Source organism: Pseudoduganella albidiflava (assembly GCF_004322755.1).
Taxonomy (GTDB): domain Bacteria; phylum Pseudomonadota; class Gammaproteobacteria; order Burkholderiales; family Burkholderiaceae_D; genus Rugamonas; species Rugamonas albidiflava.
Genome location: NZ_CP036401.1, coordinates 2,419,345 through 2,442,956, shown reverse-complemented (window position 1 = coordinate 2,442,956; position 23,612 = coordinate 2,419,345). Strand labels below are relative to the sequence as shown.

At 63.6% G+C, this 23,612-nt stretch carries 23 protein-coding genes, 1 pseudogene and 1 other annotated feature; of the genes and pseudogenes, 12 read left to right on the top strand and 12 right to left on the bottom strand.

The window, feature by feature from the left end:
- Window positions 1-84 precede the first annotated feature (84 nt).
- Together EYF70_RS10310 and EYF70_RS10305 are read left to right on the top strand one after the other, a co-directional pair.
- Window positions 85-1,310, top strand: a pseudogene (locus EYF70_RS10310) (IS3 family transposase).
- Window positions 363-479: a sequence feature (AL1L pseudoknot), on the top strand. It overlaps the preceding pseudogene by 117 nt.
- A 1,316-nt stretch (window positions 1,311-2,626) precedes the next feature.
- Window positions 2,627-2,893, top strand: a complete 267-nt coding sequence (locus EYF70_RS10305; protein WP_165497611.1) for a helix-turn-helix transcriptional regulator — start codon at window positions 2,627-2,629, stop codon at window positions 2,891-2,893.
- Window positions 2,894-2,902: 9 nt separating this feature from the next.
- Here the strand turns inward: EYF70_RS10305 and EYF70_RS10300 are convergent, their stop codons facing one another.
- From EYF70_RS10300 to guaB, 3 genes are all read right to left on the bottom strand, one after another.
- On the bottom strand, window positions 2,903-4,099 hold the full coding sequence (locus EYF70_RS10300) for a tyrosine-type recombinase/integrase (protein WP_131145313.1): 1,197 nt from the start codon (window positions 4,097-4,099) through the stop codon (window positions 2,903-2,905).
- A 406-nt stretch (window positions 4,100-4,505) separates the two neighbouring features.
- Window positions 4,506-6,116, bottom strand: a complete 1,611-nt coding sequence (gene guaA / locus EYF70_RS10295; protein WP_131145312.1) for a glutamine-hydrolyzing GMP synthase — start codon at window positions 6,114-6,116, stop codon at window positions 4,506-4,508.
- A gap of 117 nt (window positions 6,117-6,233) precedes the next feature.
- On the bottom strand, window positions 6,234-7,694 hold the full coding sequence (gene guaB / locus EYF70_RS10290; protein ID WP_131145311.1) for an IMP dehydrogenase: 1,461 nt from the start codon (window positions 7,692-7,694) through the stop codon (window positions 6,234-6,236).
- A gap of 145 nt (window positions 7,695-7,839) precedes the next feature.
- Between guaB and EYF70_RS10285 the strand changes: the two genes are divergently transcribed.
- The 3 genes from EYF70_RS10285 (at window position 7,840) to EYF70_RS10275 (ending at window position 9,797) form a co-directional block, all read left to right on the top strand.
- A complete protein-coding gene (locus EYF70_RS10285) occupies window positions 7,840-8,358 on the top strand; it encodes a DUF4124 domain-containing protein (RefSeq protein ID WP_131145310.1) in 519 nt (172 codons plus the stop codon).
- 103 nt (window positions 8,359-8,461) lie between these two features.
- A complete protein-coding gene (locus EYF70_RS10280; protein ID WP_131145309.1) occupies window positions 8,462-8,794 on the top strand; it encodes a helix-turn-helix domain-containing protein in 333 nt (110 codons plus the stop codon).
- A gap of 97 nt (window positions 8,795-8,891) precedes the next feature.
- The gene (locus EYF70_RS10275; RefSeq protein WP_131145308.1) at window positions 8,892-9,797 is read left to right on the top strand and encodes a hypothetical protein; all 906 of its coding nucleotides are present in this window, start codon (window positions 8,892-8,894) and stop codon (window positions 9,795-9,797) included.
- Here EYF70_RS10275 and EYF70_RS10270 read toward each other — a convergent pair.
- Window positions 9,728-10,054: an RnfH family protein gene (locus tag EYF70_RS10270; RefSeq protein WP_229420796.1), complete on the bottom strand. Its 327-nt coding sequence runs from the start codon at window positions 10,052-10,054 to the stop codon at window positions 9,728-9,730. The two genes, EYF70_RS10275 and EYF70_RS10270, sit on opposite strands and share 70 nt — an antisense overlap.
- Entirely contained in the window at window positions 10,047-10,478 is a 432-nt protein-coding gene (locus EYF70_RS10265) for a type II toxin-antitoxin system RatA family toxin (protein WP_131145307.1), read from the bottom strand. Before EYF70_RS10265 ends, EYF70_RS10270 begins: the two co-directional genes overlap by 8 nt.
- Window positions 10,479-10,582: 104 nt before the next feature.
- Here EYF70_RS10265 and smpB point away from each other — a divergent pair, with 104 nt between their 5' ends.
- The 5 genes from smpB (at window position 10,583) to EYF70_RS10240 (ending at window position 13,386) form a co-directional block, all read left to right on the top strand.
- Window positions 10,583-11,032, top strand: coding sequence for an SsrA-binding protein SmpB (gene smpB, locus EYF70_RS10260; RefSeq protein ID WP_130188867.1), 450 nt, complete (start codon window positions 10,583-10,585; stop codon window positions 11,030-11,032).
- A gap of 58 nt (window positions 11,033-11,090) precedes the next feature.
- Window positions 11,091-11,411 (top strand): hypothetical protein, encoded by a 321-nt coding sequence (locus EYF70_RS10255; RefSeq protein ID WP_131145306.1) that lies wholly within the window; start codon window positions 11,091-11,093, stop codon window positions 11,409-11,411.
- Window positions 11,412-11,539: 128 nt separating this feature from the next.
- Entirely contained in the window at window positions 11,540-12,217 is a 678-nt protein-coding gene (locus EYF70_RS10250) for a hypothetical protein (protein WP_131145305.1), read from the top strand.
- Window positions 12,217-12,759 (top strand): FlgO family outer membrane protein, encoded by a 543-nt coding sequence (locus EYF70_RS10245; protein ID WP_131145304.1) that lies wholly within the window; start codon window positions 12,217-12,219, stop codon window positions 12,757-12,759. The genes EYF70_RS10250 and EYF70_RS10245 overlap by 1 nt, the downstream gene beginning before the upstream one ends.
- A 51-nt stretch (window positions 12,760-12,810) precedes the next feature.
- Window positions 12,811-13,386, top strand: coding sequence for a DUF1349 domain-containing protein (locus tag EYF70_RS10240; RefSeq protein ID WP_131145303.1), 576 nt, complete (start codon window positions 12,811-12,813; stop codon window positions 13,384-13,386).
- On the opposite strand, the gene EYF70_RS10235 is transcribed toward EYF70_RS10240, so the two are convergent.
- The 6 genes from EYF70_RS10235 to ppsA all read right to left on the bottom strand — a co-directional run bounded on the left by EYF70_RS10235 (window position 13,379) and on the right by ppsA (window position 20,206).
- A complete protein-coding gene (locus EYF70_RS10235) occupies window positions 13,379-14,209 on the bottom strand; it encodes an NAD-dependent protein deacetylase (protein ID WP_131145302.1) in 831 nt (276 codons plus the stop codon). The genes EYF70_RS10240 and EYF70_RS10235 overlap by 8 nt on opposite strands.
- Before the next feature lie 255 nt (window positions 14,210-14,464).
- Window positions 14,465-15,598, bottom strand: a complete 1,134-nt coding sequence (locus tag EYF70_RS10230) for a hypothetical protein (protein WP_131145301.1) — start codon at window positions 15,596-15,598, stop codon at window positions 14,465-14,467.
- Window positions 15,599-15,606: 8 nt separating this feature from the next.
- On the bottom strand, window positions 15,607-16,029 hold the full coding sequence (locus EYF70_RS10225) for a DUF4259 domain-containing protein (protein WP_131145300.1): 423 nt from the start codon (window positions 16,027-16,029) through the stop codon (window positions 15,607-15,609).
- 66 nt (window positions 16,030-16,095) lie between these two features.
- Window positions 16,096-17,043 carry an SPFH domain-containing protein gene (locus EYF70_RS10220; protein WP_131145299.1) on the bottom strand — a complete coding sequence of 316 codons (948 nt, stop codon included), beginning with the start codon at window positions 17,041-17,043 and terminating at the stop codon, window positions 16,096-16,098.
- A gap of 48 nt (window positions 17,044-17,091) precedes the next feature.
- Complete coding sequence (locus tag EYF70_RS10215; RefSeq protein ID WP_131145298.1) at window positions 17,092-17,511, bottom strand: NfeD family protein; 420 nt, start codon at window positions 17,509-17,511, stop codon at window positions 17,092-17,094.
- 238 nt (window positions 17,512-17,749) lie between these two features.
- Entirely contained in the window at window positions 17,750-20,206 is a 2,457-nt protein-coding gene (gene ppsA / locus EYF70_RS10210; RefSeq protein ID WP_371861733.1) for a phosphoenolpyruvate synthase, read from the bottom strand.
- 184 nt (window positions 20,207-20,390) lie between these two features.
- On the opposite strand from ppsA, the gene ppsR reads away from it, so the two are divergent.
- Complete coding sequence (ppsR, locus tag EYF70_RS10205; protein WP_131145297.1) at window positions 20,391-21,230, top strand: posphoenolpyruvate synthetase regulatory kinase/phosphorylase PpsR; 840 nt, start codon at window positions 20,391-20,393, stop codon at window positions 21,228-21,230.
- Between the two features lie 39 nt (window positions 21,231-21,269).
- Here ppsR and EYF70_RS10200 read toward each other — a convergent pair whose 3' ends face one another.
- The gene (locus tag EYF70_RS10200; RefSeq protein ID WP_131149017.1) at window positions 21,270-22,283 is read right to left on the bottom strand and encodes an SDR family oxidoreductase; all 1,014 of its coding nucleotides are present in this window, start codon (window positions 22,281-22,283) and stop codon (window positions 21,270-21,272) included.
- 190 nt (window positions 22,284-22,473) lie between these two features.
- Between EYF70_RS10200 and sigJ the strand changes: the two genes are divergently transcribed.
- Window positions 22,474-23,364 carry an RNA polymerase sigma factor SigJ gene (gene sigJ / locus EYF70_RS10195; RefSeq protein ID WP_131145296.1) on the top strand — a complete coding sequence of 297 codons (891 nt, stop codon included), beginning with the start codon at window positions 22,474-22,476 and terminating at the stop codon, window positions 23,362-23,364.
- Window positions 23,365-23,612: the final 248 nt, after the last annotated feature.

Sequence of the window (23,612 nt, the reverse complement as noted above, 5' to 3'; positions counted from 1 at the left end):
TTGGCAATAGCTTAAGGATAGGATTGATTAGCACTGGATCGCCCCGGGTTTTGTAGAGGCTCCATTGTTTGAGAGAATAGAGCTATGAAGAAGCAACCCAAATATTCCCCTGAGGTCATCGAGCGTGCCGTGCGCATGGTCGGCGAGGCAGCCAGCGAGTACAGCTCGCAGTAGGCTGCGATCGAATCCATCGCAGCCAAGATCGGCTGCACGCCAGAGACGCTACGGCGCTGGGTGCGGCAGCAAGAACGCGACACAGACCAGCGGCCCGGCCCGACCACCGCTGAAGAAGAGCGCATCAAGGCACTGGAGCGGGAAAACCGTGAGCTGCGCAAGACAAACGAGATCCTGCGTCTGGCGAGTGCATTTTTCGCCCAGGCGGAGCTCGACCGCCGCTTCAAGCCGTGAGGGCATTTATCGATCAATACCGCCACGCCTACGGCGTAGAGTCGATCTGTAAGGTGATGCAGATTGCGCCGTCCGGCTATTGGCGATACGCAGCACAGCAACGTAATCCGGCCTTACGCTGCGCACGGGCCCAGCGTGACGACGTCCTGAGCATGGAAATCGAGCGGGTATGGCAGGCAAATCTGCAGGTGTACGGCGTCGATAAGGTCTGGCATCAGTTGCGGCGTGAAGGAACCGATGTGGCTCGCTGCACGGTGGAGCGCTTGATGCGTAAGGCCGGATTGCGCGGTGTGGTACGTGGCAAGGTCATGCGCACGACGGTAGCCGACGCCACGGCGTCATGCCTACTCGATCGCGTCAATCGCCAATTCAAGGCACAGCGACCAAACCAGCTATGGGTCAGCGATTTCACCTATGTGTCGACTTGGCAGGGCTTCGTCTATGTCGCTTTCGTCATCGACGTCTTCGCCCGGCGTATCGTCGGCTGGCGAGTAAGCAGTTCGATGCGAACCGATTTTGTGCTCGATGCGCTGGAACAGGCCCTGTATGCGCGCCAGCCAGAGCGCAACGACTCCCTGGTCCACCATAGCGACAGGGGCTCGCAATACGTATCGATAAAGTACAGCGAGCGCCTCGCAGAAGCGGGCATAGAGCCATCTGTGGGCAGTAGGGGCGACAGCTACGATAATGCCCTTGCCGAAACCATCAACGGGCTTTACAAGGCCGAGCTGATTCACCGCCGTGCTCCCTGGAAGACGCGCGAAGCGGTCGAACTGGCCACGCTTGAATGGGTGTCCTGGTTTAACCATCACCGCCTGCTCGGACCACTCGGCTATATACCGCCAGCGGAAGCTGAGGCAAACTATTACAAGCAACTGAGCGGTCAAGCCATCGCGGCCTGACTCACACCAACCGGCCTCCACGAAAGCCGGGGCGATTCAGCGGAATACCAATGTGGCTCTTTGAAAAATTGCCAAAGAGCCGTTATAGCTGTGTTCGCTTGCCCTATCGAATTGCTTAGATTTCACGAGCCCAGCATGTCGAAGCTTCGGCTAGTCAAAGCCCAGTCGTCGTATGTGCTCTTCCTTGCTGGAGCAAGTAGTGTATGACGGACCCAAAGAGCGCTTGAAGGCGCAAGCTGCGCAACCGCAGGTTGCGTGATGTGTGAGAACGCCCTCGGGGCCGCGGGGCCTCCCCGCGAATACCGTTGAGCAATTTGGCTTGGAAAATGATGCACACGGGCATAATTTTCAGTGCCTCGCTGCAAAGCCGACCACGGAAGTGACCGCTGACGACCACAAACCGTCCACGGGACGACCACAAATGCGGCCACACTCCGACCACGAAAGGTCACAGCCGGGCCACAGCACGACCACAATACGACAACGATCAGCCTGCGTCCTAGCCGGGTTAAAGCGTAGCAATGCTCGGAAATCCCGCAGAGGAACATCGCTCGTATTAGAGGGCCCGCACACGCCTACCGGCTACCAGTGCGTCGAGCAATCCTGATCACCTGATATCAAAGTCGACGAACATAACGAGGTATCGACACCGGAATAAATCCCAGGAAAATCCTCATCACCGAAGCCGTAGACATTCGGCGACGCATCATGCCACCGATCCCATTGATGCCAATCATTCCCGAAGCAGCCTTCGCCAGGTCCCTGCGTCCAGGAAGCGCAATGCATGGAATCATGATGCAAGCTCGCAGACCGTATTGACGGCGACGCGGCCGCCACATGCATGGCGTCCCCGCTCAACGTAGCCCTCGCATGAAACATGGCCTCTCCCGGCCTTAAGACTGACGGACCGTACCACTGAGGCCAATACCATCGTGGCGTCAACCAGCGCCTGATTTCAGCGATCGTGGCAAGCCTCTCTCTTCGTTCCCGCATCGCGTCTGCCAGCAGCACCTCGGCCACCGCTTCCGCGGCCTCCACGGATATCTGTCTACGCTCAACCATGTCACCTCCCGGGCTGTCCATGCGGGTTGACCATGCGGCGGTATGTGAGTTCCGCTGGATGAGTGCCACCCACGGCATTGAACGGTGCCGCACGCTGCTGGACGTCACCGAACCGGGCTGGATTCAATCCAGATCAGAACGCATCGAGAAGTTTCCTGGCTGCGCTTGATTTACATCTGCACCGATGCCGATAGCGTTCGCCGCATCGGGCACGTGCTCTACGATCGAAGGACAGTCATCGGAGCTAACACACCATGAAAACCCGCCCACTCACCGAGCAGGATCTGAAGGTTCCCGGCCGCGTCATCATCAATCGCAGGCAGCTGCTGCGCAAAGTCCCGATGAGCGACCGCACCATTTTCGAAATGGAAAAACGCGGCGAATTTCCGCAGCGCTTTTCCATCACGGCACGCATGGTCGGCTGGGACTTGCAGGAAGTCGACGACTGGATCGCCCGCCAGCATCAGGCAGCCCTGCCCCAGTCCGCGCCGGGACAACGATCGCGGGAACCGGCTCTCTGAGCGAGCAACCTACTCCGTCGCGGCAACCCATTGGTCGATCATGTCGGCCCACAGCTGCATCATGTTCCGGCGCTGCTCCGCATACTCAGCCTTGTTGTACACCGCCCGCACGCCCTTCTGCTCGTGCGCCAGGCACTTCTCAATCCAGTCGCTGTTGAAGCCCGCTTCATGCAGTAGTGTTGATCCGGTGCGCCTTAAATCGTGCGGCGAAAAATCGGTCATCGTCACCCCATCCGCTTTCGCTGCCTCGACGACAGAGCGCAGCACCAAATTCAAGGTGGCGCCGGCCATCGGCTTGTCCGGGTCATAGCGCGATGGCAGCAAGTAACGCGACCCGGCCGCACACGTCTTCAGAGCAATTAGCATGTCGAGCACCTGGTTCGGCAGGTAGACATTATGTGGATTGCGCCGCTTCATCCGCACCCCGGGGATAGTCCAGACTCGGTTGGCGAAATCGATCTCTGACCACGTCGCATCCGTCAGTTCCGACTTGCGCACCATCGTCAGCAAGAGCATGCGCGCAGCAATGCGGATCGTTGGCGCGCACTGCGTCCGGTCCAGGTAGCGGTAGAACTGCTTGATCTCGTGAGTGCTCAGAGTACGGTCGCGCGGCTCGAACTTGGCGATCGAGGCCGGTGGCACCCCATCGGCCGGATTCGGGTGCTTCTCACCACGCTGGGCCGCGTAACGGAACACCAGCATGACGATCTCCCGAGCATGCACCGCCACAGCCGGCGCGCCACGGGAGACGATGCGATCGCACAGCTGCCGCACCCCCTGCTCCGTGATCTCGTGCAGCAGTAGCGCGCCGAACGGCTTGCGCAGGTCATGCTCGAAGACGAAACGGCGAGCGTCTTGCGTGGACTCCGCCATCTTGTACTTTTCAAGCCATTCCTCCGCCCACTCGCCGAATCGCAACTGGTCTTTTCGAAAGCCGATCGTTTCAGCTTTTATCCGCGCGGGCGAAATGCCTTCCGCTACCTGCTTCCGCGCCTTCATCAGTTGCTCTCTTGCGCCTGCCAATGTCAGTCCATCCGGACCGTAGCTACCCAGGACGAGCGTTTCCTGGCGCCCGTTGATCCGGTAGTTGTAGCGGAACGAAACACCTCCGCTCGGGCTCACCACGACATACATGCCATCACGGTCCGCCACTTTGTAAGCCCGCTCCGCAGGCTTCAGGCTGCGCAGCTTTGCATCAGTCAGCATTACGCCCTCCTTCCAGTACCATCAGAACACGACAAAGGCCAATCAGATCAACGGGTTATAGACATTGCACCGATATCGAAAATGCTCGAAACACTTGTATTTGAGCGTTCCGATACCATCAAAGTTCCGGTACCATCAAGTGGACTAATTTGATCAATAAAATCAGCGACTTACCGATGAATAGATACCATTGCCCCTTGTTCAGTTCGGTACTCGCTGATGGTACTGCGTGCTCGCTGGCAATGTTTCAAAAAACCGATACCAGCGTGATGCCCATCAATCGTGGCTGCTCGGGGCTGCGAGATATTGCTCGATCTACCGAGCACGGGCAAAAAAAAAGCCCCTGAAATCAGGGGCTTAGTGTTGATGAATTGCCTGTCAATGCCTGAGCATTCAGGCTAGCTCATCATTCCCACTCAATAGTCGCCGGCGGCTTCCCGGAAATGTCATACACGACACGATTGAGTCCACGCACCTCGTTGATGATGCGATTGGAAACCCGCCCCAGCAACTCATGCGGCAGGTGCGCCCAGTGCGCCGTCATGAAGTCCTGCGTCTGCACGGCACGCAGCGCGACGACGTAGTCATACGTACGGCCATCGCCCATCACGCCCACCGACTTCACCGGCAGGAACACGGCGAAGGCCTGCGAGGTGGCTTCGTACCAGTTGCGCGGCGCGCCATCCTGGTCGAAGCCCGGCACCACCACCGCTTCGTACGGCGTGTTGCGCAGCTCTTCGATGAAGATCGCGTCGGCGCGGCGCAGCAGGTCGGCGTATTCCTTCTTCACTTCGCCGAGGATGCGCACGCCCAGGCCCGGGCCCGGGAACGGGTGGCGGTAGACCATTTCGTACGGCAGGCCGAGCGCGACGCCCAGCTTGCGCACTTCGTCCTTGAACAGTTCGCGCAGCGGTTCCAGCAGCTGCAGCTTCATGTGCTCCGGCAGGCCGCCCACGTTGTGGTGGCTCTTGATGGTCTGGCCCTTCTTACCTTTGCCGGCCGATTCGATCACGTCCGGGTAGATGGTGCCCTGCGCCAGCCATTTCGCGTTGGTCAGCTTGGCCGATTCGGCGTTGAAGACTTCGACGAATTCGCGGCCGATGATCTTGCGCTTCTGTTCCGGGTCGGTCACGCCGGCCAGGTGGCCCATGAACTGGTCGACGGCGTCGATGCGGATGACTTTCACGCCCAGGTTCTTGGCGAACATGTCCATCACCATCTCGCCTTCGTTCAGGCGCAGCAGGCCGTGGTCGACGAACACGCAGGTCAGCTGGTCGCCGATGGCGCGGTGGATCAGCGCGGCGGCCACCGACGAATCGACGCCGCCGGACAGGCCGAGGATCACTTCATCGGTGCCCACCTGGGCGCGGATCTTCTCGACGGCTTCGGTGATGTAGTCCGGCATGTTCCAGTCGGACTTGCAGCCGCAGATCTCGTGCACGAAGCGACCCAGCATAGCCTTGCCCTGCACCGTGTGCGTCACTTCCGGGTGCCATTGCACGGCGTAGAACTTGCGCTCCTCGTCGGCCATGCCGGCGATCGGGCAGCTTTCCGTGGAGGCCATCAGCTTGAAGCCCGGCGGCATGTCCAGCACCTTGTCGCCATGGCTCATCCACACCTTCAGCATGCCGTGGCCTTCGTGCGTGACGAAGTCGTTGATGCCGTTCAGCAGGCTCGTATGGCCGCGGGCGCGCACTTCGGCGTAGCCGAATTCGCGCACCAGGCCATTTTCCACTTTGCCGCCCAGCTGCGCCGCCATGGTCTGCATGCCGTAGCAGATGCCCAGCACCGGCACGCCCAGTTCGAACACGGCTTGCGGCGCGCGTGGCGAATCGCCTTCCAGCGTGGAGTTGTGGCTGCCGGAGAGGATCACGCCGGAAGCGCCGTAGTTGCGGACGAATTCTTCCGACACGTCGTACGGATAGACCTCGGAGAACACGCCGGCGTCGCGCACGCGGCGTGCGATCAGCTGGGTTACCTGGGAGCCGAAATCGATGATGAGGATCTTGGAGTGCATGTAATTGGCTTTACTGGACTGGAGAAAGCGGACAAAGAAGAAAACAAGAAGAAAACAGGAAGCGGAATGCGGAGGAAAAACGCCGGCGTCGAGGAACGCCGGCGTTTCAGGGACAGCTTATTCCGAACGGTAGTTCGGCGCTTCCTTGGTGATCTGCACGTCGTGCACGTGCGATTCGCGCATGCCGGCGGAGGTGATTTCGACGAATTCCGCTTTCTCGCGCAGTTCGTCGATCGTGGCGCAGCCACAGTAGCCCATCGACTGGCGCACACCGCCCACCAGCTGGAAGATGATCGCCAGGACCGAGCCTTTATAGGCCACGCGGCCTTCGATACCTTCCGGGACGAACTTGTCGGCCTTGGCCGAGGCTTCCTGGAAGTACCGGTCGGCCGAACCTTCGGCCATCGCGCCCAGCGAACCCATGCCGCGGTAGGATTTGTACGAACGGCCCTGGTACAGGATCACTTCGCCCGGCGCTTCCTCGGTGCCGGCGAACATGGAACCCATCATCACGGTCGACGCGCCGGCGGCCAGCGCCTTGCTGATGTCGCCGGAGAAGCGGATGCCGCCGTCGGCGATGCAGGGCACGCCCGTGCCTTCCAGCGCCTGCGCCACGTTCGAGATCGCGGTGATCTGCGGCACGCCCACGCCGGCCACGATGCGGGTGGTGCAGATCGAGCCGGGGCCGATGCCGACTTTCACCGCATCGGCGCCGTATTCGACCAGCGCTTTCGCCGCGGCCGCGGTGGCGATGTTGCCGCCGATGACGTCCACGTGCGGGTATTTCGTCTTGATGTACTTCACGCGGTCGAGGATGCCCTGGGAGTGGCCGTGCGCCGTATCCACCACCAGCACGTCGACGCCGGCTGCCACCAGCAGGTCGATGCGTTCCTCATCCTTCGCGCCGACGCCCACGGCCGCGCCGACCAGCAGCTTGCCGTGCTGGTCTTTCGAGGCGTTCGGGTGTTCGGTGGATTTCTGGATGTCCTTTACCGTGATCAGGCCGCGCAGCTCGAAGGCTTCGTTGACGACGATCACGCGCTCCAGGCGGTGCTTGTTCATCAGGCGCTTGGCCTCGGCCGTATCGGCCGTTTCGCTGACGGTTACCAGCTTTTCGCGCGGCGTCATCTTGGCGCGCACTTCCGCGTCCAGCTCTTCTTCGAACCGCAGGTCGCGGTTGGTGATGATGCCCACCACCTGGGCGCCTTCGACTACCGGGAAACCGCTGATGCCATGCTGTTCGGTCAGCTTGATCACGTCGCGGATCTTCATGTCCGGCGGAATCGTGATCGGGTCGCGCAGCACGCCGGCTTCGAAACGCTTGACCTTCGCCACCTCGCGGGCCTGGTCGGCCGGGCGCAGGTTCTTGTGGATGATGCCGATGCCGCCTTCCTGCGCCATTGCGATCGCCAGGCGGCCTTCGGTGACGGTATCCATCGCGGCCGACAGCAGCGGGATGTTCAGCGAGATATTGCGGGTCAGCTTGGTGCGCAGGGACGTATTGGCAGGCAGGACGTTCGAGTACGCGGGAACGAGGAGCACGTCATCGAATGTGAGTGCTTTTTGAAGAAGACGCATGGTAGTTTTCCTATCGGCGCAAAAGTGAATTATACAGAAGTTGACGCAATAAGTCCTTGCATTATGGAAAAGTTGGTGCTTTCGAGATTGACACCCGGGCGCGATCGCGGTCCAATCACATAAATTCTTCACGGAAACAAATCGAATGAAACCAAGGCAATGGATGCTGGGCGCCCTGCTGCTGGCCTGCGGCGCGGCAGCTCACGCGCAATGGGAATGGAAGGATGCCAACAACAAGCGGCACCTGTCGGACCGGCCCCCGCCACCGTCGGTGCCGGCATCGCGCATCCTGAAGGCGCCGCGCGGCCAGATGCCGGACCTCCGCCGCGAAATGGCGGAGCCGGCGCCCGCGGCGGCATCGGGAACAGGCGCCTCTACGGGCAAAGAGAAAAGCGCGCCCACCACGGCAGACCGCAATGCCGAGTTCAACAAGCGCCGTACCGAAGCAGCCGAGCAGGCACGGAAGGCTGACCAGCAGGCGAAGAACAAGGCGGCCGGCGCGGCCGCGTGCGACAACGCGCGGGCCAACCTGCGCGTGCTGGAATCGGGCATCCGCATCGCCACCACGGACCGCAACGGCGAGCAGGCGTTTCTGGACGAACCGCAGAAAGCGGAACAGGTGCGGCGCAATCGCGACACGCTGGCCACCCATTGCCAGCAATAAAGTTTGACCACGCACAAGAGCGCCCATCATAGCCGCGGTCGTCTCAACGATATAAGCCAGACTAAGCAAAGCCTTATCCGTTGAACCGACCAGCGAGCGAAAAATGAATGCTTTCACGAACGTGCAGATCATTAACGGGCCCAATGGGGAGCCCGTGTATGTCGTCATCCCATATACCACCTACATGCAGACGCAGTCGCGCCACAAGGACACCGACGTGCCGCACCAGGTAGTGGGCATGATCGCCGAAAACGCCTGGACGCCGGCGCGCGCATGGCGTGAATACCTGGGCCTGACGCAACTGGAAGTGGCGACCCGCATGGGCATCACCCAGCCGGCTTATGCGCAGCAGGAAGTGGGCTTGCGGCCGCGCCGCTCCACCCGGGAACGCATCGCCATGGCGCTGGGCATCGCGCCCCGCATGCTGGACTTTTAATGTTGGCGTATTGGTACAACAGGCCTTGAAAGAGCCCCGCTCGACCGCGGGCCGCGTGCTAGGCTGACTGGATTCACCAGCCAGCAGCGAGGCCGACATGAAGCGCCTGTCATTGTGCTTGCCATTGCGCCCATCCTTCATCAGCGCCGCGTTTTCCGCCGCGGCGTTTCTCTCCACCGTCCCTGCCACGGCAACCGCCGCGGAAGCGGGCGCGTCACTCGGCCCCCTCACCTTCATCCTTGTCGACCTGGACCTGGCCGACGGCATCGATCCATCGATCACATTCGCGGGCACCTCGGGCAGCGCTGTCGCGCCAATGGCGGTCGCTCACCTGACGCTCGATGGCGCGTCCACCGAGACGGCATTCCCGACCTGGACACACCCCGCGCCCATCGAGGATGCCGTCGAGCAGGGTACCGTGTCGCTGCGTGCCACGGCGCAGTTCAGCCTCGCCGGCCGCGAATCTTCTTCCGGCGCCCTGCTGGCGGCGGCGGTGGAGACGCAGGTGCTGGTGACGGAGCCCGGCCTGGCGGCCATCAGCCACCTTGCCGTCGACACCGGCTCGACGGCGTTTACGCTGGCGCCGAACACGGCTGTCGTGTTCAGCGTGCCATACGATGTCAGCCTGTCGACCGAACCGCCGCCGGGCGCCGGCGAACGGCTGGAGGCCGGGGCGGTAGAGGTGTGGCTCGACGTGGCCGGCCTCGGCAACGCCCATGACGAGGTGCGCTGGCTCAACCAGGCACCGGACGGCACGGGTTTCCTCGAGGTGTCGGTGCAGAACTATGGCGGCGTCGACGGGAGTGGCGTGTTCAGCTATGGCACCGAACTGCAGGCCGAATCCATCACGCCGGTACCCGAGCCGGGCATGCTGCCGATGCTCGGCGCCGGGCTGGCACTGCTGGCGGCCTTCGCTGGCGGGAAGGCGCTCGCTCAGGAAGCGCTGTCGCGCTTGGCGCGCCGCCGCCGCGCATCTTTCGGATCGGCGATCAGCGCACGGTAGATCTCGATACGGTCGCGTGGCTGCAGCACGGTATCGAGGGTTTTCTTCTTGCCGTAGATTCCCACCGGCATGGTGACGAGATTGATTTCCGGCGCTTCCTGCAGGATGCCGGACAGCTCGATGGCCTGGCCGATCGTGGTGCCCGCGTCGACATCGAGCGCGCGCAGGATCGGCATCGCCACCTGATTCGCATCCGGACCCGGCGCCGGCGCGTAACTCAGCGAAACCTTGATGCGCTCGGCCATGCTGTCAGCCATACACCGTTTCGGCGCGCTTGCAGAACGAATCGACCATGCTGTTGGCGATCATGCCGAACACGGGGCCGATCACCTGCTCGAGCAGGCGGCTGGAGAATTCGTATTGCAGGTCCAGTTCCACCTTGCACGCATCGTCGCGCAGCGGCTTGAAGGTCCAGGTGCCGTGCAGCGTCTTGAACGGGCCGTCGACCAGGTTCATCTTGATCGCGGTGGGCGGCGTATTCACGTTCGACGTGGTGAAGCTTTGCTTGACGCCATGGAAATTGATGCCCACCGACGCCACCACGGAATTCTCGCCCCGCTCCCGCACTTCCACGCCGCCACACCATGGCAGGAATTTGGGATAATCCTCCACCCGGTCCACCAGGTCGAACATCTGCTGCGCGCTGTATCCAAGGAATACCGATTTGTGCACTACCGCCATTTATTTAACCGTTTGATATCATGTTGGACAAATCGCGCCCTGGCGCGAATGAAGACCGTAGTTTAACCGACCCGCGCCTGCGGCACGTTCCATAAGAAATTCACATGACCATCGCTGATAACCGCAAAGCCTTCCACGACTACTTCATCGAAGACCGCTATGAAGCGGGCATCGCGCTCGAGGGCTGGGAAGTGAAGGCAATCCGCGATGCGCGCGTCCAGATCAAGGAAGCTTACGTTACGATCCGCGATAACGAACTGTACCTGTTTGGCGCGCATATCAGCGCACTGCCCACGGCTTCCACCCACATCCACCCGCAAGCGGTGCGCACCCGCAAGTTATTGCTTCACCGCCAGGAAATCGACAAGCTGATCGGTAAAGTCGAACGCTCCGGCTACACGCTGGTGCCGCTCAACCTGCACTTCAAGGGCGGCCGCATCAAGTGCGAGATCGGCCTGGCCAAGGGCAAGAAGCAGCACGACAAACGCGCCTCCGAGAAGGACCACGACGCCAAGCGCGAAGTGCAGGCGGCGATGAAGCAGAACCGGCGCTGATAGCCTGCGTGTTGGAATACTCGGCCATCACACCGCATCCGCCGAAGGGCAGGCGCTAATGCCGGGCAATCCGCAGAACGCATTGCGGCGCTACAGCCGTGCCACGTTCGTCAGCCTGGCGATCTTTGGCTCGACTCTGTTGCTCGCTCGGCTTGCCTGGACTGGCGCGCTGTCCGACGAAGCTTCCAGATGCGGCCAGTTCGGCATGCACTGTTTTGTCAACGCCGTTGCCACGGTCCTGATCGGAAGCGTGGCTGGGTCGATCGCTGCGCTGGCAGCGCTTATCTCAACGAGTTGGCGCGGCTGGCTCAACTGGCTGGCGCTGCTGTTGAACGCTGGCTTGCTGCTGGCGCTTCTGGTCTGGTTTTTCGGACCATAAGCTGCGACGGTGATGGCGATTGGCACTTCGTCAAAGCCGTCGCACGGTTGCCACGGCACGGTACGCGGGATTTCCGTGCGGCAATGGCGCGTGCTACACTTTCCCGGCTATTCACTCCGGGTTCTCCCATGCTTGCCAAAGTCGCTACTGCCACCGCCCTTGCCGCCGCCCTGGCCGGCTGCGCCGTTCCCTACACGCCCGCCCCGCTGGCCACGAATTTCCCGACCGCACGCCAGGAAAAGCTGCAGGCCGCCGCGCACTGGAACGCGATCGCCGACCACATCGAACAGCGCGTGGTGACGGAGATGAAAAAGCACCCGCAGCGCCCGTTCCACATCGCCGAGGACAAGGATGCGTCGCCGTTCAAGCGCGCCGTGACGAACCAGGTCATCACGTCGCTGGTCAAGGATGGCTTCGTGGTGTCGCGCTCGCCGGCTGGCGCCTGGAAGGTCGAGCTGGATATCCAGGCCGTGACGTTCAGCCCGAACCGCCCGCAGTACCGCTACTCCGGCGCGCACACGGCGATCGCCAATGGCGCCTGGGTGCTGTCCGATATCGACCCGACCGTGGGCCTGGTCGCGCTGGCCGGCGCGGGCGATGCCTACCACTGGTTCCACAGCCAGTTCGCCAAGGGCGCCACGCCGGCGACGGAAATCATCGTCACGCTGTCCGTCGGCGACCAGTTCCGCTACCATGCCCGTTCCACATCGGCCTACTACGTGGCCGATACCGACCGCGCGCTGTACGGCATCAAGGAAGAGGACAAGCAAGTGAGCAAGGTATTCCAAGTGCAGGGGGGCCGCTGATGCGCGCCGTCGCCCTGCCCCTCCTGTGCGCGGCATTGCTGGGTGGTTGCGCCAGCGCGCCGCCGAAGGAAGAGGCCAACTACGCCACGCTGTCGTCGAACCAGTTCGTCAGCGCCAACTACAAGGCGGCCGATGCGCTGCTGGTCCAGCTGAACGGCAAGCTGTCGGCGGACAAGCCGCTGATCATGGCCACCATCGTCAACATCGACGCGCTGGACCAGACGTCCACGCTGGGCCGCCTGATCTCCGAGCAAGTGTCCACGCGCATGGCCCAGGGCGGCCTGAAGATGCTGGAAATGAAACTGCGCACCTCCGTTTACCTGAAGCGCAATCAGGGCGAACTGATGCTCACCCGCGAGATCGGCGAAGTGGCGCAGACGCACAGCGCCCAGGCCGTGGTGGTCGGCTCGTATGCCGAAACCAGCGACATGGTGTTCATCAACGTGAAGGTAGTGCAGCCCACGACCAACTTCGTGCTGGCCGCGCACGACTACGTGCTGGCCAAGGAAGGCATCGTCCGCTCGATGCTGCTGCAGCGCTGACAGGGGCTGGCGGCACGGCTATAGTGGCGCTTTCAACCACGAAAGCCTGCCATGTTCGACCATTGCACCTGGCTGAACGAGCCGCCTTCCCACCGCATCGATGATGGCGCGCTGCAGGTCGTGACCGGCGACGGCACGGACTTCTGGCGCATCACCAGCTACGGCTTCATCCGCGACTCGGGCCATTTCCTCGGCCAGCCGGTCGCGGCGCCCTTCACCGCCCAGGTGCGCGTCGAGGCCAATTTCACTGAACTGTATGACCAGGCCGGGCTGATGGTGCGCATCGATGCGCACCGCTGGCTGAAGGCGGGCGTGGAATTTTCCGACGGGCAGCCGATGCTGAGCACCGTGCTGACCAATGAATTATCGGACTGGGCGACCATGCCCGCGCCGCCGCTGCCGGAAGGCTTCTGGCTGCGCGTGACCTTCGAGAATGGCGCCATCCGCATCCAGTACTCGGCCGACGGACGCACCTGGCCGATGCTCCGGCTGGCGCCATTCCCTGCTGCGGAACAGTACCTGGTCGGCCCGATGTGCTGCACGCCGCAGCGCGCCGGGCTGGCGGTGCGCTTTACCGACTTCACGGTGGGGCCCGCGCTGGGCAAGGACCTGCACGACCTCACGTAGCGGCCAGCAGCCCGGCCACCGCTGGCAGCACTTCCTGCGCGGGCAGCGCCAGCTTCAGCGTGATCAGTTCGTCGGCCCGCGTCTTGCCGGCGTTGACGGCCGCGATCGGCTTGCCTGCCGCCGCGGCCAGCTTGCAGAAACGGAAACCGGAAAACACCATCAGCGACGAGCCGACCACCAGCAGGGCGTCGGCCTCGTCCATCCATTGCAGCGCGTGGCGGGTGCGCTCGGCCGGGATGTTATCGCCGAAGAACACCACGTCCGGCTGCAGCACGCCGCCGCATGCCTCGCAGTGCGGCACGATGAATTCCTCCAGTGCTTCCGGCTCGACCTGCGCATCGCCGTCCGGCAGCGGCTGGGCCAGCACGCTGCCCAGCGCCGGATTGTCGCGCAGCAGGCGCTGCTGCAATTCGGCGCGGTGCTGGCGGCGTTCGCAGGCCAGGCAGCGCACCGTGTGGATATTGCCGTGCAGCTCGATCAGGCGCGCGGTGCCGGCACGCTGGTGCAGGCCGTCCACGTTCTGCGTGATCACCTGGCCGACCCGGCCGGCCGACTCCAGCCGCGCCAGTGCGCGATGGCCAGCGTTGGGTTCGGCGTGCGCCAGCGTCGGCCAGCCCACCATGCTGCGCGCCCAGTAGCGGCGGCGCAGCGCATCGCTGCTGCGAAATTCCGGCCCCTGCACGGGCGCCTTGCCGCGCCGTACACCTTCCTCGTCGCGATAGCCCGGGATCCCGGACGCTGTGGACAGCCCGGCGCCCGTCAGCACAAGCACGTTGCGGTGGCGGTCGAGAAACCCCGCCAGCTGGTCGATCTGTTCGTTCATGGTGTTCCTGCGGCCCGAAAGCTCCCATGTGAGGGCTTTCCGCGCCAGTCCAAGGCCGCGCACTGCACGGCCGAGCTGGTCGCAAAACAACAGCGGGACACACCAGGGACAGTCCCTTTTTTCAGGAAATATTTCCAAAAAAAGGGGACTGTCCCCAGCGGGAATGTGAGCAATATTTCCAGAAACCGGGGTCTGACCCCGGTTTTGGGAAATGTTTCCGGGAATAAGGGACAGTCGCCGAACTGTGGAAATTTCCTAGTTGGGGCGGAAGCGCAGCGTATTGATCAGCGTATTGGTGGTGTCGATGTCGGCCAGGGCTTCGCCGGAAATGCGCAGCAGGCTGCGCTCGCGCAGGCGCAGCAGTTCGTCGATCAACTGGGCGGACGGCATGGCCGCCAGCGCCAGTTCGATCGGCTGGATGCCCTCGTAGCTGCCATGGCTGGCGAACAGCGCGGCCAGTAACTGCCGGGCGGCCGCTTCGTCCAGCCTGCGTGGCGGGGCGGCTTTCTCCGAGGGCGGCGAATCGGACAACTGCTGCACCAGCGCATCGAAATGCATGCCGGACAATTGCGGGCGCGTCTGCAGGTAGAACTGGCGCGCCTTGCCTTCCAGGCGGCGCGGGTCGAAGGCCAGCAGCGCGTCCCGCCCTTGCGGGCCGCCGGCGCGCAGCATGAACGTGGCGGCGCGCGCGAACGTGTCGGCGTCCGTGCTGTCCAGCAGCCTGGCCACGGCCGGCACGCTGTCCGGCGAGCCCACCCACATCAGCACTTCCAGCACGCGGTTGACGACGGCCGGATCATTGAGCAGCCCGCGCAGGTGCTGCTCGGCACGCGTGCCGAACTGGCCGTACAGGTAGATGCAGACGGAGGTCGCGTCGACCGTGTAGCCATGCTGCGGCACCAGCACGGTCACGTCGCCGCGCAGGAATACCTTGTCGATCAGCGGGAACAGCCGGGGGTCGCGGTCGGCCGCGCTGGCGTGGATAAAGCGGAACAATTGCTCGGCCTGCGTCTTCGGCACGATGCCGGCCGGGTCGATCGCCAGCAGGGCCTGCATCGACAGCGCGCGATCCGCGGGTTCGCCCAGCGCGCGCAGGAAGTAGCCGACGTCCAGCAGCACCAGCTGGCTGGGCTTCGGCTTCTTCAGCTCCGCCGCCAATTCGCGCCGCAACACCGGCAGCGCGGTTGTCTTGTGGTTGCCGAACCAGCGCCATGCCGCGTCGAGATCGCGGCGCTGCCGTTGCGCCTCCTGCCCGGCGGCCGCTGCCGGCATGGCCCGCATCCGCGCCAGGCGCTCCAGTGTTTCCTGTTCCGGCAGCGCCGCCGACGACGACGCGATTGCCGACATGGCCAGCATCGCTGCGGCCATGGCCTTGTTCAATACCGCCATGAAGCTCCCTATTTGCCCTGCAGCCGCGTTTTCTGGTCTTCCACCGCGGCGCGCCATGCGTCGAAATGCTCGCTATCCTGCCACAACTCGCGCAACTCCGAGCGTTCGGAAAGGATCAGGTCGATGGCGCGGCCAGCCTTTTCCAGCAGGTCGGCGCGCGGCTTGTACTGGGCCTTGACGACGTCGACCCACGCGTCGATCGTGGCCGAGTCGTCGTCCTTCGGGCCGCCCCGGCCTTCCAGCCGCAGCAGCGTCTCGACGGCGGCCAGCCCTTCTTCGCCGAACGGCGCGTCCAGGTAATCACCGTTCTCCGTCGACAGCACGTTGTCCAGCGTGTCGCCGATGAAGTACAGGTCGTTCGACTCGTGCAGGTCTTCCGCCCAGTCCTGCGCGACATCGTTGCCGTATGGCCCCATTGCCCATGCTCCCATGCTGCCTCCTTGTTTCTGCGTTCGTTAAGTACGTTACTGCGTTACCGCGTTACATGGATTATTACGTCATGACGGCGTGCGCACCACGCGCGCCGTGTTCTGTGTCTTCACGACCTGCATCGCGGTGGCGATCAGGCTGCTCATGTCGCCCAGGTTGGCGGGCACGATCAGCGTGTTGTTGGTCTTGGCCAGTTCGCGGAACGCGTCCACGTACTGTTCGGCCACCTTCAGGTTCACCGCCTCCTCGCCGCCCGGCTGCTCGATCGCCGAGCCCACCTGCCGCAGCGCCTCGGCGGTGGCTTCCGCGATCGCGATGATCGCGTTGGCCTCGCCCTGCGCACGGTTGATGGCCGCCTGGCGTTCGCCTTCGGAACGGGCGATGGACGCCTCGCGCTCGCCGGTGGCGATGTTGATCTGTTCCTGCTTGCGCCCTTCCGAGGCGGCGATCAGGGCCCGCTTGTTGCGTTCGGCCGTGATCTGCGCCTGCATCGCGTGCAGGATGTCGGCAGGCGGCGTCAGGTCCTTGATCTCGTAGCGCAGCACCTTCACGCCCCAGTTGGCGGCCGATTCGTCGATCGCGTTCACCACGGTGGTGTTGATGTGATCGCGCTCCTCGAACGTCTTGTCGAGCTCCATCCGGCCGATCACGGAACGCAGCGTGGTCTGGGCCAGCTGCGTGATGGCGGCGATATAGTTCGACGAGCCGTACGATGCGCGCATGGGATCGGTGACCTGGAAGTACAGGATGCCATCCACCTGCAGCTGCGTGTTGTCCTTCGTGATGCACACCTGCGACGGCACGTCGAGCGGGATCTCCTTCAGGATGTGCTTGTAGGCGATGCGGTCGACGAAGGGCACCACGATGTTCAGGCCCGGCGCCAGCGTCGCATGGTACTTGCCGAGCCGTTCGACCACCCACGCATGCTGCTGCGGCACCACGTTGATGGTCTTGAACACGAAGACCAGCGCCACCGCGAGGAAGACCAGTGCCACGCCGCCGAAAGTAATATCCATGCATTCTCCTTGTTATTGTCGTTGTCGTTGTCGTTGTTGTTGTCGTTGTCAGGCGCCGACGATCAGCGTGCTGCCGCGCACTTCGCGGATCGTGTAGGTGCCTGCCGCAGCCGGTGCGCCCGGTGCCAGTTCCACGTCCCACAGCGCGCCGCGGTACATCACGCGCGCCGTGTGGCCATCCCAGTGGGGCACCTGCACGGGCTGGCCGATGTCGAGGTTCACGTCCGGGTTGCGCGATGCGGCGACCTGCGCCGGCTGGTTGCGGCGCCGCTGGCGCAGCAGCACGGTGGCGATCACGGCGACCAGCGCGGCCGCCAGCATCTGGCCCGGCAGGTCGATGCGCAGCGCCGCCACCAGCGCGCCGGCCAGCGCACCCAGCGCGATCATCAGCAGGTAGAAGGTGCCGCTGAACAGTTCCAGCGCCACCAGCACGCCAGCGGCGATGAGCCACATGATCCAGTCAGCCATCTGTTTGTCTCCCATGAAAGTAAAACCCTCGCGGCCCTGGGTAGAGCGGCGAGGGTTGACGTAACGATAGAGCAATTTCAGGCGGTTGAACAGTTGGTGTCCGCGCAGGCACCGGAATCTTCCGGCGAGAACCGGTCGGTCCGCCGCAGCGGTCGGACACCGAAAACCCGGTGTCCGACACCAGGGCCGCCGCGGACTTCGAAAAGGCCCCGGGCGCCCCGGCTGCCTTACTTGCGCATTACTTGCGCAGCTCAGCCAGCTTTTGCCACGTATCGATGACCGAGTCCGGGTTCAGCGACATCGACTCGATGCCCTGCTCCATCAGCCATTCGGCCAGGTCCGGGTGGTCCGAAGGGCCCTGGCCGCAGATGCCGATGTACTTGCCCTGCTTCCGGCAAGCGGAAATCGCCATCGACAGCAGCGCCTTCACGGCCGGGTCGCGTTCGTCGAAGTCGGCGGCCAGCAATTCCATGCCGGAGTCGCGGTCCAGGCCCAGGGTCAGCTGGGTAAGATCGTTGGAGCCGATCGAGAAGCCGTCGAAGTATTCGAGGAACTGGTCGGCCAGCACGGCGTTCGACGGCACTTCGCACATCATGATCAGGCGCAGGCCGTTCTCACCGCGCTTCAGGCCATTCTTGGCCAGCAGCTCGACGACCTTCTGCGCCTGGCCCAGCGTGCGCACGAACGGCACCATCAGTTCCACGTTGGTCAGGCCCATGTCTTCGCGCACGCGCTTCATGGCCAGGCATTCCATGGTGAACGACTCGGCGAAGTCGGCGGAGATGTAGCGCGCCGCGCCGCGGAAGCCCAGCATCGGGTTTTCCTCGTCCGGCTCGTAGCGCGAACCGCCGATCAGCTTCTTGTACTCGTTGGACTTGAAGTCCGACAGGCGCACGATGACCGGTTTCGGCCAGAACGCGGCGGCGATCGTGGCCACGCCTTCGGCCAGCTTGTCGACATAGAACGCCTTCGGCGAGGCATGGCCGCGCGCCACCGATTCCACGGCCTTCTTCAGGTCCGGATCGATGTTCGGGTATTCCAGGATCGCCTTCGGGTGCACGCCGATGTTGTTGTTGATGATGAACTCCAGGCGGGCCAGGCCCACGCCGGCATTCGGCACCTGCTGGAAGTCGAAGGCCAGCTGCGGGTTACCCACGTTCAGCATGATCTTGACCGGCAGCTGCGGCAGTTCGCCGCGCGAGACTTCGGAGATTTCCGTTTCCAGCAAGCCGTCGTAGATCTTGCCTTCGTCGCCTTCCGCGCACGACACGGTGACGAAGGTGCCATCCTTCAGCACTTCGGTCGCATCGCCGCAGCCGACCACCGCCGGCACGCCCAGCTCGCGGGCGATGATCGCCGCGTGGCAGGTGCGCCCGCCGCGGTTCGTCACGATCGCCGAAGCACGCTTCATCACCGGTTCCCAGTTCGGGTCGGTCATGTCGGCCACCAGCACGTCGCCGGGCTGCACGCGTTCCATCTCGGACGGGTCGCTGATCACGCGCACCGGGCCGGCGCCGATCTTCTGGCCGATCGCGCGGCCCGAGGTCAGCACGGTACCGGTCGACTTCAGCTTGAAGCGCTGCTGCGCGTCGGTGGCCTTCTGCTGCGACTTCACGGTTTCCGGGCGCGCCTGCAGGATGTACAGCTTGCCGTCGCGGCCGTCCTTGCCCCACTCGATGTCCATCGGGCGGCCATAGTGGTTCTCGATGATCACCGCGTATTTCGCCAGTTCGACCACTTCGACGTCCGTCAGCGAATAGCGGTTGCGCAGTTCGATCGGCACATCCACGGTCTTCACCGAACGGCCGGCGCGGGCCTCGCTGGTGAATTCCATCTTGATCAGCTTCGAGCCGATATTGCGGCGGATGACAGGCGACTTGCCCTGCTCCAGCATCGGCTTGTGCACGTAGAATTCATCGGGATTCACGGCGCCCTGCACCACGGTCTCGCCCAGGCCGTAGCTGGAGGTGATGAACACCACGTCCTTGAAGCCCGATTCGGTATCGATGGTGAACATCACGCCGGCCGCGCCGGTATCGGAGCGCACCATGCGCTGCACGCCCGCTGACAGCGCTACCTCGGCATGCGTGAAACCCTTGTGCACGCGGTACGAAATGGCGCGGTCGTTGTACAGCGATGCGAACACGTGCTTCATCGCGTCCAGCACGTTGTCGATGCCGACCACGTTCAGGAAGGATTCCTGCTGGCCCGCGAACGAGGCATCCGGCAAGTCTTCCGCGGTGGCGGAGGAACGCACGGCGAACGACACTTCGGTTTCCGAACCGGCCACCAGGTTGTCGTAGAAGGTGCGGATTTCCTGCTCCAGGCGCGGCTGGAATGGCGTATCGACGATCCACTGGCGGATCTCGGCGCCGGCCTGCGCCAGCGAACGCACGTCGTCCACGTTCAGGTCGGACAGGCGGTTGGCGATGCGTTCGGCCAGCGGCGCGCCGCCGTCGATGCTGTGCGACAGGAAGTCGCGGAAGGCCTGCGCCGTGGTGGCGAAGCCACCCGGCACGCGCACGCCGGCGCCGGCGAGCTGGCTGATCATTTCGCCGAGCGAGGCATTCTTGCCGCCGACGGATTCCACGTCGGTCATGCGCAGGTTTTCGAACGACGCCACGTAGGTCGAAACCCCCGTGGCATTTTCGCCGGCCTGCGCCTGGTCGGGAATAACAAGTGCTGCGTTGGACAAGTTGGTCATGGTGACACCTTACTGATGATGGGAATCTGTTGGCCGTCCATGGGGTTGCCCCGGCTGCAGTGAGTCTCTCGACTTCTTGGTGTTATTCTTGGCGTCGCGCAGCGCATTCTGACCGTTGCCGGCCATTTTACAGCCTGTGGCGAAAATTGACAGTTCACAATCAAAAGCTATTTTCATGACATCCGAACAACGCCCGACCTCCGCCCGCACCGTATTTTTCGTTTCCGATGGTACCGGCATCACCGCAGAAACCTTCGGCCACTCCGTGCTGACCCAGTTCGAGATGCGCTTCCGCCAGATCCGCCTGCCCTTCATCGATACGGTGGACAAGGCCCACGCGGCGGCCCGCAAGATCAACGAGGCGGCCATCGCGGACGGGCAGCGCCCGATCATTTTCAGCACGCTCGTGCAGGCCGAACTGTCGTCGGTGATCCGGCAATGCAGCGGGCTGCACATGGACCTGTTCCAGAGCTTCGTCGCGCCGCTGGAGGAAGAACTGGGCATGAAGTCCACGCACACCATCGGCCGCTCGCACAACATCGTCGACAGCGAGGAGTACCGCAACCGCATCGAGGCGATCAACTTCTCGCTGGCGCACGACGATGGCCAGTCGCACAAGAACCTGGCCGAGGCGGACGTGATCCTGGTCGGCGTGTCGCGCTCCGGCAAGACGCCGACGTCGCTGTACCTGGCCATGCAATACGGGATCAAGGCGGCGAACTACCCGCTGATCCCGGACGATTTCGAGCGCGGCAAGCTGCCCTCGGCGCTGTATGCGTACAAGCCGAAGATCTTCGGGCTGACCATCACGCCGGAGCGGCTCACGGAAATCCGCAACGAGCGGCGCGCCGGCAGCAAGTATGCGTCGATCGAGAACTGCCGCTATGAAGTCAATGAAGCGGAAAACATGATGAAGCGGGAAGGCATTCGCTGGCTGTCCTCGACCACCAAGTCGATCGAGGAAATCTCCACCACCATCCTCCAGGAGATCAGGCCGCACCGCCGCGAGTACTGATCTTCAGCCTTGCGGAGAAGCGGCCGCCCCACTACCCGCTTACGGCTGGCCGTTGCCGCCGGCGACTCCGTACACGTGGCCCGTGGTGTAGCTGGAGTCGTCGGATGCCAGCGTGACATAGGCCAGCGCCAGCTCGGCCGGCTGGCCGGGGCGCTTCATCGGCGTATCACCGCCGAAGTTGACCAGCGCATCCGGCTCCTGGCCACCGCACACCTGCAGTGGCGTCCAGATCGGCCCAGGCGCCACGGCGTTCACGCGGATATTTTTCTCGGCCAGCTGCTTGGCCAGCGATTTCACGAACGCCACCTGGGCCGCCTTGGTCTGCGCATAGTCGAGCAGGTTGGCCGACGGGTCATACGCCTGCACGGATGCCGTGACGATGATCGCGCCGCCGTTCTTCATATGCGGCACGGCCGCCTTGCAGATCCAGAAGTTGGCATACAGGTTGGTCTTCATCGTCCAGTCGAACTGCTCGGTGCTCAGGTCGAGGATGGAATCGATGGATTGCTGCCGGGCCGCATTGCTGACGAGGATATCGAGGCCGCCCAACTGTTCCGCCGCCTTGTCGACCAAGGTCCGGCAAAAACCTTCGTCACGGATATCGCCCGGCAGCAGCACCGCCTTGCGGCCCGCCTTCTCGATCAGCGCCTTGACTTCCTGCGCGTCCGGTTCCTCGAACGGCAGGTAATTGATCGCCACGTCGGCGCCTTCGCGCGCATACGCGATCGCGGCGGCCCGGCCCATGCCGGAATCGCCGCCCGTGATCAGCGCCTTGCGGCCGGCCAGGCGGCCGCTGCCCCGGTAGGTCGTTTCGCCATGGTCGGGCCGCGGCGTCATTTTCCCGGCCAGCGCCGGCCATTCCTGTTGCTGGCGCGGGAATGGCGGGCGCGGATACTTCGGGTTGCGGCGCGCGCCGCTGCCCTGCCCGCCGCCTCGCGCATCGCCCTGCTGTGCCATCGCGCCGCCCGCGGCGGCGGTGCCCGCCGCGGCAATGGTGGTGGCCACCGCGCCGACGAAGCGGCGCCGCGATGCCTGGATATCCTGTTCGGTCATGTCTTGCTTGTCGCTGGGTTCCATCGGGTGACTCCTGGTCCTGGGGTTGGTCATGGGGGTGTGTGCCGTTTGTGTAAACTGCCGGGATGACAATGTAGACAAGAAAAAAACCCGCTGCCACACCTTTGCCGCCGGAAAGCTGTCACAACGGGCGGCGCCCCGCCGTCTTGTGGAGACCATCCCTCACGCCATGAAGCCAGAAGCCATGAACGACCATACCGTTGCGCAATTCGACGCCCTGCGCCCCCGCCTGTTCGCACTCGCCTACCGCATGCTGGGCATCCGCGCCGACGCGGAGGACGTGGTGCAGGATGCCTGGCTGCGCTGGGCCGCCAGCAGCCACGACGCCGTGCAATCGGCCGAGGCGTGGCTGGTAACGGTCGCCACGCGGCTGTCGATCGACCGGCTGCGCAGCCGCAAGGCCGAACGCGAAGCCTACGTGGGCTGGTGGCTGCCCGAACCGCTGGTGGAACTGGACGAGCGCACGCCCGAAACGGCGGCCGAGCTGGCCAGCGAAGTCTCCGTGGCGATGCTGTGGGTGCTGGAGCGGCTGGCGCCCGAGGAACGTGCGGCATTCCTGATGCGGCAGGTGTTCGACCAGGATTACGCCGACATCGCCGCCACGCTGGGCAAGAGCGAAGCGGCGTGCCGGCAGCTGGTCTCCCGTGCGCAGGCCCGCGTACAGCAGGAAACGCCGCGCTTCACGGTGCCGAAGGACGTGCACCGCGACCTGCTGGCGCGCTTCATGCAGGCCGCCGCCGGCGCCGACCGGGAAGCGATGAAGACCTTCCTGGCCGGCGACGTGCGGCTGGTCTCCGATGGCGGCGGCAAGGTGCCGTCGTTCGGCAAGATCCTGGTCGGCGCGGCGCGCATCGCCGGCGTTTACTGGTCCGTGGAACACGCCAACCCGGGCAAGGTCACGTACCGGATGGCGCGCGTGAACGGGGAACCTGGCATCGTGCGCTATGTCGGCGGCATCGTCGAATCGGCGCAGGCGTTCATCATCGAGGATGACCGGATCGTGGCGATCTACGCGATCCGCAATCCAGACAAGCTGGCGGGTATCGCGGCGCTGGCGTGAGCACGAACCGGTGTTTGTGACTAATGCCGTGGAATGAAGCGCTACTCGAAACATTGAAGGCGCATGCATTCCCCCCAACAGCGAAAGGCTGGGGTCAGACCCGCCGGGGCGTAGCCGGGGTTTCAAGGAGCATCGCTCCTTGCCGGCGTAGCGGTACTGGCCTGCAGGCCAGTACTCCTCCCTGACCCCGGATTTGCACTTGGGGTAGGCTTAACTCAACCAGACCGCCACTGCCCGGATGAGCCATC